The 8,085-nt window shown below is 66.4% G+C and carries 6 protein-coding genes and 1 riboswitch; all 6 genes read right to left on the reverse strand.

The genetic code is table 11. The features are described from left to right. Window positions 1-286: 286 nt before the first annotated feature. The 6 genes from CCS01_RS13530 to CCS01_RS13555 are packed head-to-tail and all read right to left on the reverse strand — an operon-like array spanning window position 287 to window position 7,654. Complete coding sequence (locus tag CCS01_RS13530; protein ID WP_104519347.1) at window positions 287-2,272, reverse strand: proton-conducting transporter transmembrane domain-containing protein; 1,986 nt, start codon at window positions 2,270-2,272, stop codon at window positions 287-289. Then, window positions 2,262-3,050: an NADH-quinone oxidoreductase subunit NuoB gene (gene nuoB, locus CCS01_RS13535; protein WP_104519348.1), complete on the reverse strand. Its 789-nt coding sequence runs from the start codon at window positions 3,048-3,050 to the stop codon at window positions 2,262-2,264. The genes CCS01_RS13530 and nuoB overlap by 11 nt, the downstream gene beginning before the upstream one ends. Window positions 3,051-3,059: 9 nt before the next feature. Next, window positions 3,060-4,544, reverse strand: a complete 1,485-nt coding sequence (locus CCS01_RS13540) for a hydrogenase large subunit (RefSeq protein WP_104519349.1) — start codon at window positions 4,542-4,544, stop codon at window positions 3,060-3,062. After that, a complete protein-coding gene (locus tag CCS01_RS13545; protein WP_104519350.1) occupies window positions 4,541-6,022 on the reverse strand; it encodes a proton-conducting transporter transmembrane domain-containing protein in 1,482 nt (493 codons plus the stop codon). The genes CCS01_RS13540 and CCS01_RS13545 overlap by 4 nt, the downstream gene beginning before the upstream one ends. Next, complete coding sequence (locus tag CCS01_RS13550) at window positions 6,023-6,703, reverse strand: hydrogenase (protein WP_104519351.1); 681 nt, start codon at window positions 6,701-6,703, stop codon at window positions 6,023-6,025. It lies immediately after the preceding gene. Window positions 6,704-6,706: 3 nt separating this feature from the next. Beyond that, window positions 6,707-7,654: a respiratory chain complex I subunit 1 family protein gene (locus CCS01_RS13555; protein WP_104519352.1), complete on the reverse strand. Its 948-nt coding sequence runs from the start codon at window positions 7,652-7,654 to the stop codon at window positions 6,707-6,709. Window positions 7,655-7,781: 127 nt separating this feature from the next. After that, window positions 7,782-7,843: riboswitch (Fluoride riboswitch) on the reverse strand. Window positions 7,844-8,085 lie beyond the last annotated feature (242 nt).

An 8,085-nucleotide genomic window follows, 5' to 3' on the forward strand; every position in this document is an offset into this window, starting at 1 on the left:
CTACAAGGCGGTTGTCGATGCCTGCTGCGAGGCCTGGAACAAGCTCATGCAAATGCCGGAACGGATTGCTTCCCTGACCCAGCGCAAATGGGCAGCAATAACGGTCACCGGATAGGGCCGTTGGTATGAGCTGGAGGTCCGGCACGAGGTCGCTGGTCATTCGTGACGTAGTCGGAAGATGGATCGCCCTCATGTCCTGGCATCCCGTTGCTCAGCCGGGATATGCATCGCCGCTGGCGGCAGTTGCGACCCCGGTCAGTGCGCGCTGTAGCCTTCCGGGCATCGGTTACACCAGGACCAGGCCAAGGATGACCACCAGCAGGAAGCCGATCAGCCCGAGATAAAAGTTCAGGTGCCCGGATTGCAGCAGCCGCAGCCGATCGGCGGCGGCCTGGATCAGGCGCACCGCGGGCGCGAACAGGTACGGCCCGAACATCGGCGCGACATCGTGGCTGAAGTCCAGCCGTGTCACGAAATACTCGCGCACCGGCGATTCCCGCGTCGCTTCGATCGTCGGCCGGTAGATGAAGCTGTAGAACGTGCGCAGTGCGTTGGAGAACGTCAGCGCCGTCGTGGCGGTACGCGCGACATCCTGCTGCACGCCGCCATACCAGACCGGCACCCGGCGGACGGTAAATCGCCGGCTGGCCAGCAACAGCAGGATCGGCACCAGGGCCAGCAGTGGCATGACGACGACCAGCAACGTGGGCGAGATGAAGGCGAACGTCGCCGTCAGCGGCACCAGCAGCAGGCCGTCCCGCATCTGCGCCGCCGCCTCCGTCCCGAACTGCACAACGGTTGCATCCGCCAGCGCCGACAGCCACCACGGCATGCCGACCGCCAGCGCCAGCACGCTTGCGCCGAGCAGCCCGACCGCGCCGGTTGTGGTTGCCGGCACACGGCCGGATCGATGATCCCCGCCGCCGAGCAGGCCGATGCCGAAAACCTTGATGAAGGTTGCGAACGCAACGGCTGCGGTCAGTGCCAGGCCCGCGCCGGCCAGGGCCAGAGTCAGGCGGCCGGCAAGGTCGGGCAGATGGAAGCCCTGGAACACGGTCTGGAAGGTGAACCACTCGCTGACGAACCCGGCCTGCGGCGGCATTGCCGCGAGGCTCATTGCCGCGAACAGCGCGCCGACGCTGAAGATCCAGTGAGTGCGCCGGGCCAACAGCGAATGGCGGATGAGATAGCTGCCGGTCGCGGCGAACACGCCATCGGCGGCCAGGAACAGCCCACCCTTCGCGAGCGCGTGGCCGGCGAGGTGCAGCAGCGCAACGGTCCAGGCCAGGCCGGCAAGATCCGGCAGGTTGCTTTCCTGGAACAGGATCGCCACGCCCAGCGCCGTGACGGCGATCGCCGCGTTCTCCGCCGAGGAGAAACTGAGCAGGCACCGCCAGTCCTCCTGCTGGAAGGCGTACAGCACCGTCAGGATCGCGCTGAGCACACCAACGGCGACGACGAAGATGCCAAGCCCGTAGCCGCCGCCCGGCAACGTGCCCGGCAGCCAGCCCAGCAGGCTGCGGCTGAGCGCGAAATACGCCGCGTTGAGCACGACGCCCGACAGCACCGCGCCGGATGCGCCGCTGCCCGAGCCGTAGGCGCCGGGGAACCACTCGTAGAACGGCAGCAGCCCAAGCTTGGCGCCGAAGCCGATGACCAGCAGGAGGCCGACGACGACCCGCACCGGCACCGACAGGGCCGCACCGGCATGGACGAAGGCGTCGTAGGACAGGCCCCGCGCCGGCACGCCGAGCAGCAGGAACGCAACGAGCAGCGCGACCGCGCCCACTTCCAGCATGCCCAGCATGAACAGCACCGGTTGGCCGGGGGAAGGCGCGAGCCGCTCGCTCAGGATCATCAGCGCACCGCCCAGGCTCATCAGTTCCCAGGCGACCAGGAAGAAGCCGCCATGCTGCAGGCCGAACACGCCCAGCGCCCCGAGCAGGCTGCAGGCCGTGCCAAACAGCCAGGCGGCACATCCGTGCGGCGAGGGCGAGGCGATCAGGCCGCCCAGGGCGGCAGGCACCAGGCCGAAGCCCATCAGCCACAAGGCGTCCGGCGTCATCTGGAACGTTGTGGCTTCATCGGCCATGCGCAGCGGCAGGCTGACGGGTGCGGTGCCGGCGGGCAAGGTGACAACGGCGGCAACAATCCCGCACAGCGCGCCCAGGCCGAGCAGAATGCGCGCGAAGCCGAGCGGACGGCCGATCAGGGCCAGGATCGCGGCGAGAATCCACAGTGCCGCAGCAGCGGCGAGAAGTTCATTGCCCAATGTGGCCTCCCCTGACCTGCTGTGGCGCGCGGTCGAGGAACATCAGCAGCGCCTGGATGATCGCCGCGGGATTCGGCGGACAACCCGGAAGATAGACATCGACCGGCAGCACGCCGTCGAGGCCGTGACCGCAGGCATAGCCGCCGGCGGCAATGCCCCCCGACACCGCGCAGGTTCCGGCTGCCATCACCCAGCGTGGTTGCGGCATGGCGTCATACGTGGCGCGCAACGGCGCCGCCATCGCGGCGGTGACCGGGCCCGTCACAAGCAGCAAATCGGCGAAACGTGGCGACGGCGTGAAGAAAATGCCCAGCCGGTGCAGGTTGTAGAACGGGTTGTTCAGCGCCTGGAGCTCGGATTCGCAGCCGTTGCACGAGCCGGCGTCGACGTGCCGGATATGCAGGCTGCGGCGGAAGCCGCGCCGTTCGGACCTGCCGGATGGCGTTGCTTCAGGAGCTGGCTCCGCCCAGCGTAAATCGTTGCGCTGCCGTACGCCGAATGCCCAGTCGGCGGAGGCAGCCATGGCCCCGGTCGGACAGGCCTCGACGCAAAGCTGGCAGACGACGCAGCGGCCGTAATCGACAGCCAGCCCGCCATCACCGGCCTGGATGGCCCCGGTCGGACAGATGGCAGCGCAGTCGGCGCATCCGGGGGTGCAACGGTCCGGGTGGTAGCGCGGCATCCCGAGCAGGCCCTCCTGCCCATCGTTGCCGCCTTTCCGCGGCCAGCGCGTGGTCGCCTTGCCCTTTGCCAGCCCGATCAGGGTCCATAGCGCCATCGCTCGCTCCTATCGGGCACAGCCGGAAATCGTCAGGCCGAAGCTGGCCTCGTTGATCGCGTAGTCCATCATGTTCGTGTCGTGCACGGTGAAGGGGAACGCCCGCCAGTTGGAGAACGAGGGCGACTTGATCTTGACCCGCGCGAGCCGCCCGTCGCTGCCGAAATGAACGGCGTAGAACAGCGTGCCGCGTGGTGATTCCGCCCAGCCCAGGCCCTCGGCCAGCGGCACCGGCGGGCACGGGCTGCGCACCGGGCCGTCGGGCAGGCTGTGCAGGACGTGCTGCATGATGGTGATGCTGGCGTCGATTTCCTCGATCCGCACCCGGGCGCGGGCGTAGGCGTCGCCTTCCTCCCGCACCGGGATGGTCAGCGGCACCTCGGCATAGGCCGCATAGGGATGGTCGCGCCGCAGGTCGCGGTCGGTATTGGAGGCGCGCTGCACCGGCCCGGTCGCGCCCTGCTCGAACGCCACCTGGTGCGTCAGCACGCCGGTGGTGAGCAGCCGATCGAGATGGCTGTCGGAGGCTTCGAGGTGACGCACGTATTGGGCGATGTCCGCCCGCAGCGCTTCCAGCGCCGCGCTGAGCCAGTCCTTCGGTTGCAGGTCGCGCCGCAGGCCGCCGGGGATCAGCAGGCTGCGCAGGAAGCGGCTGCCGGTCAGGCGGGCGTTGATCTGCTTCGCCCGCTCCTCCAGCAGCTTGCCCTGCGCCTCGCCGACTTTCAGCGTGGTGGTGTTACAGAGATGGCCGAGATAATGCAGGTGGTTGTAAAGCCGTTCCAGTTCCGCCAGCAGCACGCGCAGCCACTGCGCGCGCGGCGGCACAGTGCAGTCGCAGGCGGCTTCGACCGCGTGGCAGAAGGCCAGCGCATGGGCGACGCTGCCGACGGCGGAGACGCGCTCGGCCAGGATCACGCCATGCGTGGCATCGACACCCTGAAAGCGGTCTTCCATGCCGCGGTGCTTGTAGAAAAGCTGCGGCTGGTAATGCAGAATCTGCTCGCCGATGTAGAAGAAGTTGAACTCGGCGGATTCCAGCACATCGGCGCGCACCGGCCCGAACGGCAGCAACTGCACGTCCGGCGCCTGCATTTCCGGCAGCGCGCGGGGACTGTTGCCGTTCAGTGATGGCTGTGCCGCTGCGCCGTGCCCGTTCGCCGGGGCCAGCGGCGGCGGAATGTTCGCGTGCAGGACCAAGCGGTTTGGCTCCGGGTGGTCGCGGAAGCGCAGGCCGAACAGGTCCATGATCTCGCGTTCATACCAGCCAAGCAACGGCCAGATCGCCGCCAGGCTGGGCGGTTCGGCCGTTGGCTTGCAGCGCCATAGGACGAAGCTTCCACCCGCGGCGGGGGTACCGAGATAGCGCAATTCCACGGCGCCGTCCTGGCCGGCGCAGGCATAGGCCATCTGCATGCGCCCGAGGGAATCGAGAAGCTGCTGCGCCGCCGCCGGCAGGTCCTCGATGCTGATGTCGCGTATTTCGGTGCCCTTCATGGCATGTGTCCGGCAAGCAGGGACCCATCCCCGAGCGCATGCGTGATGCCGCCGAAATAGGCCCAGACGGCCTGCGGCCACCACAGGCCAAGCGCGAACAACGGCAGCAGCGCCAGCCACATGGGCGCCACGCACCAGGCGCTGAGGCCGCCGCGCACGCTGTCGGGCTGCTCCGGCGCCTCGGCATACATGAGACGGAAATGGTTGAGGAAACCAATGAAAATGACGATCAGCAGCACGGCCATGACGAACGACGCCCAGGCGGCGCTGGTCTGCAGCCCGGCGCGCAGGATGGTCAGTTCGCTGGCGAACAGGCCGAACGGCGGCGCGCCGGTGATGGCGACCGCACCGGCCAGCCACAGCGCTCCGGCGACCGGGAAGTGCCGGCCGACCAGGCGGATATCGGCGATGTCCTTGGTGCCGTAGCTGCGCATCATGTTGCCCGCGCCGAAGAACATCAGCGACTTGTTCAGAGAATGGTTCAGCATGTGGTACAGCGCCCCGGCGATGCCGAGCGGGCCGCCGAAGCCGACGCCAAGCGCGATAACCCCCATGTGCTCGACGCTGGAATAGGCCATCAGCCGCTTGATACCCTCCTGCCGCACGATGAACAGCGCCGCGACGATCAGCGAAACGACGCCGAGCGCGACCAGCGTCAGCCGCAGCAACGGGCCGGTGTGCGCGGCGTCGGCAATGGCCAGGTAGCGGATAATGCCGATCATTGCGGTGTTGAGCAGCGCGCCGGACAGCAGGGCCGAGACCGGCGTCGGGCCTTCGCTGTGCGCATCCGGCAGCCAGGTGTGCATCGGCGCAAGACCGACCTTGGTGCCGTAGCCGATCAGCACCAGGAGAAACGCCAAGGTCAGCAGCGCATGGTTCATCCGCGGCGCCGCACCCCGCAACGCTTCCCACGTCATGTCATAGGTCGGCCCCAGAACGAAACTACCGGCCCAGTAGAACAGGATCGTGCCGAGCAGGGCCAGGCTGATGCCGCCGGAGACGACGATGATGTATTTCCACGCCGCCTCGATGCTTTCGGCGGCGCGTTCGAAAGCGACCAGGAACGTGCTGACCAGCGTCGTCAGTTCGATAGCGATCCAGTAGAGCCCGGCGTTGTTCATCATCGGCCCGACCAGCGTGGTCAGCGCGAAGCCGGCGAACAGGGCGTAGAACACCGGCAGGCGCCCGGGCTCGTCAAGCAGGCGCATGTAGCCGACGGCATGGATCGAGGCGAGCAGATAGACGACGGCGGCGCACAGCACCACCCAGGCGCCCAGCGCGTCAACGATGATGTAGCCGTCCCAGAACACTCGCGGATCGGCTTGCACCAGCCAGGGCAGCGGCACGGCTGCCGCGAAGGAAACGATGCTCGCCGTCAGGTTCAGCGCCGCGGCAAGCCCAGGTCGTCGCGCGACGACGATCAGGATGATTGCCACCAATGGCGCCAGGGCGACCGCGAGAAGCAGGATGCCGACCATCTAACCCACCAGTCGCCGGAGTTCGAGGCTGCTCGTCGTGCCAACGTGCGTCATCAGGTACTGCACCAGCAGGCCGAAGCAGGCGACGACGATCAGCAGGTCGAACAGAATGACGATCTCGATCAGCAACGGCATGCCCGGCACCAGGATCTGCGCGCCGAGGAAAATGCCGTTCTCCAGCACCAGAAGCCCGAGGATCTGGCTGATCGCCTCGTGCCGCACCGCCAGCATGAGAAAGCCAATCAGCTTCATCGACAGCATCACCGTCAGGGCCAGCACGACGACGGTGCCGGTCAGCCCCAGCTCCGCGCCGATGCGGGACGAGACGCCCAACGCGAAGATCACGGCGAAGGCGCCGACGACCAGGCTGGTGCTGGCCTGCAGGATCACGTGCACCTCGCGCGCGATGTGCAGGCGGCGGATGATGCGCAGCACCAGGTACGGCAGCAGGCAGCCGCGGAACAGGAAGGTCAGGATGGCGATCAGGTAAAGTTCGGGATAATCGCCGTAGTAGCCGATGGCGGCGGAGAGAATGCCGATCAGCCAGGACTCGGCGGCGAAGGCGTACAGGTAGTGGCGCAGCCAGCGCGAGCCGAGCATCACGAACGCCAGCAGCAGGCTGGCGATGGCGATCAGGCTGAACAGCGACGCGGCGAGCGGGGGAAGATGGGCGGCCAGCATGGGTCAGCTCAATTGTGTGCCGATGATGGCAAGGACGGCGAGCAGGAAGGAGGCGGCAAGCGGCTCCTGATAGCGGTAAAACCGAAGCCGCGACTGGACAGTATCGACCACCACGACGGCACAGGCCACCAGCGCGAACTTCAGCATCAGCGCGACGGTGCTGCCGGCGACGCCGAGCGCCGTGCCCTGATAGGACAGCCCCCAGGGCAGCAGCAGGACGTTGCAGAAGATCGTGTAGAGGATGAACTGCTTCATCGCCGAGGTCCAGCGCAGCAGTGCCAGCAATGGACCGGAATATTCCAGGATCCGTCCCTCCTCGATCATGTACACCTCAATATGGGTGCTGGAATGGATCGGCAGCCGATCAGTCTCGACTGTCAGCAGCACGAAGAATGCGGCAACGAGGAACAGATGCGTCGGGCTCCAGTAGACCGCCGGCTGGGCCACCAGCAGATGGTTCACCACGAACGGCAGCATTGCCTTGGCCAGCAAGGTGATGCCGACGAACACCAGGATCAGCGTCGGTTCGGCCAGGATGGCGACCATGACGGCGCGGCTCGACCCGACGCCGCCGTAAGCGCTGGTGGTATCAAGCCCGGCCAGCGTGATCATGAACGAGCCAAGCGTCAGGATAAGGCCACCGCCGAGGATGTCGCCCATGTCCGACAGCGGCAACGGATAGTTGGTAATCACCGGAATCAGGATCGGCACCGTCAGCATGGCGGTGAAGGCGACGATAGGCGCTGTCCAGTAGAGCCAGGACGCGGTCTCGGGCACGACGATCTGTTTATGGAACAGCTTCCACAGGTCCCGGTAGGGCTGGAAGATGCCCGGTCCCCGGGCGCGCTGCACGCGTTCCTCGAACTGGAGGATGATTCCTTGCAGCAGCGGGGCCAACACCAGGACGGCCAGAACCTGCATGACCTGAAGGATGATGTCGCGCGCGCTCATGCATCACCTGTGGGCGATACGAGCTCGTTATATGGTCGAACCATGCCTCGGCCTGAGGAAAGGCCGCGTTGTCCGGGCGCCTTGAGCAACGCACAAACCTCCAGTTGTCCGATCGGAAGCCAATCGGGTTACAGGAGGAGTCATCAGCCCTGGGGGCGGTTAAGGGCGAACTCCATCGCCACGATAACGCTATTAGAAAGGCATGGCGGCCGGCCTGTCAAGCGAAGATCGCACCAAACAAGTGAGGCCGGGATCGAGGCTGCCGGCCGCAACGCATTCGATCGAAGAAGATAAATGACGTGCCCTCAGGTATCCCCTCATTTTAGCCATAGCATGGCATCGACACAAAAGAATCGGCAGCGCGGCCGGGGATTCTGAAAAGAATCACGGTCCCGGCGCTGATGTAAGGTTCTTGCGTTTTGCGCCGAGCC

Origin of the sequence: Rhodopila globiformis (assembly GCF_002937115.1) — a bacterium.
Classification (GTDB): Bacteria; Pseudomonadota; Alphaproteobacteria; order Acetobacterales; family Acetobacteraceae; genus Rhodopila; species Rhodopila globiformis.

Bases quoted from the DNA above. Each gene is read 5' to 3' on its own strand.
- CCS01_RS13550 (WP_104519351.1), bottom strand. From the start codon at position 6,703: ATGCTGGCCGCCCATCTTCCCCCGCTCGCCGCGTCGCTGTTCAGCCTG.
- CCS01_RS13555 (WP_104519352.1), bottom strand. From the start codon at position 7,654: ATGAGCGCGCGCGACATCATCCTTCAGGTCATGCAGGTTCTGGCCGTC.
- CCS01_RS13540 (WP_104519349.1), bottom strand. From the start codon at position 4,544: ATGAAGGGCACCGAAATACGCGACATCAGCATCGAGGACCTGCCGGCG.
- nuoB (WP_104519348.1), bottom strand. From the start codon at position 3,050: ATGGCGCTATGGACCCTGATCGGGCTGGCAAAGGGCAAGGCGACCACG.
- CCS01_RS13545 (WP_104519350.1), bottom strand. From the start codon at position 6,022: ATGGTCGGCATCCTGCTTCTCGCGGTCGCCCTGGCGCCATTGGTGGCA.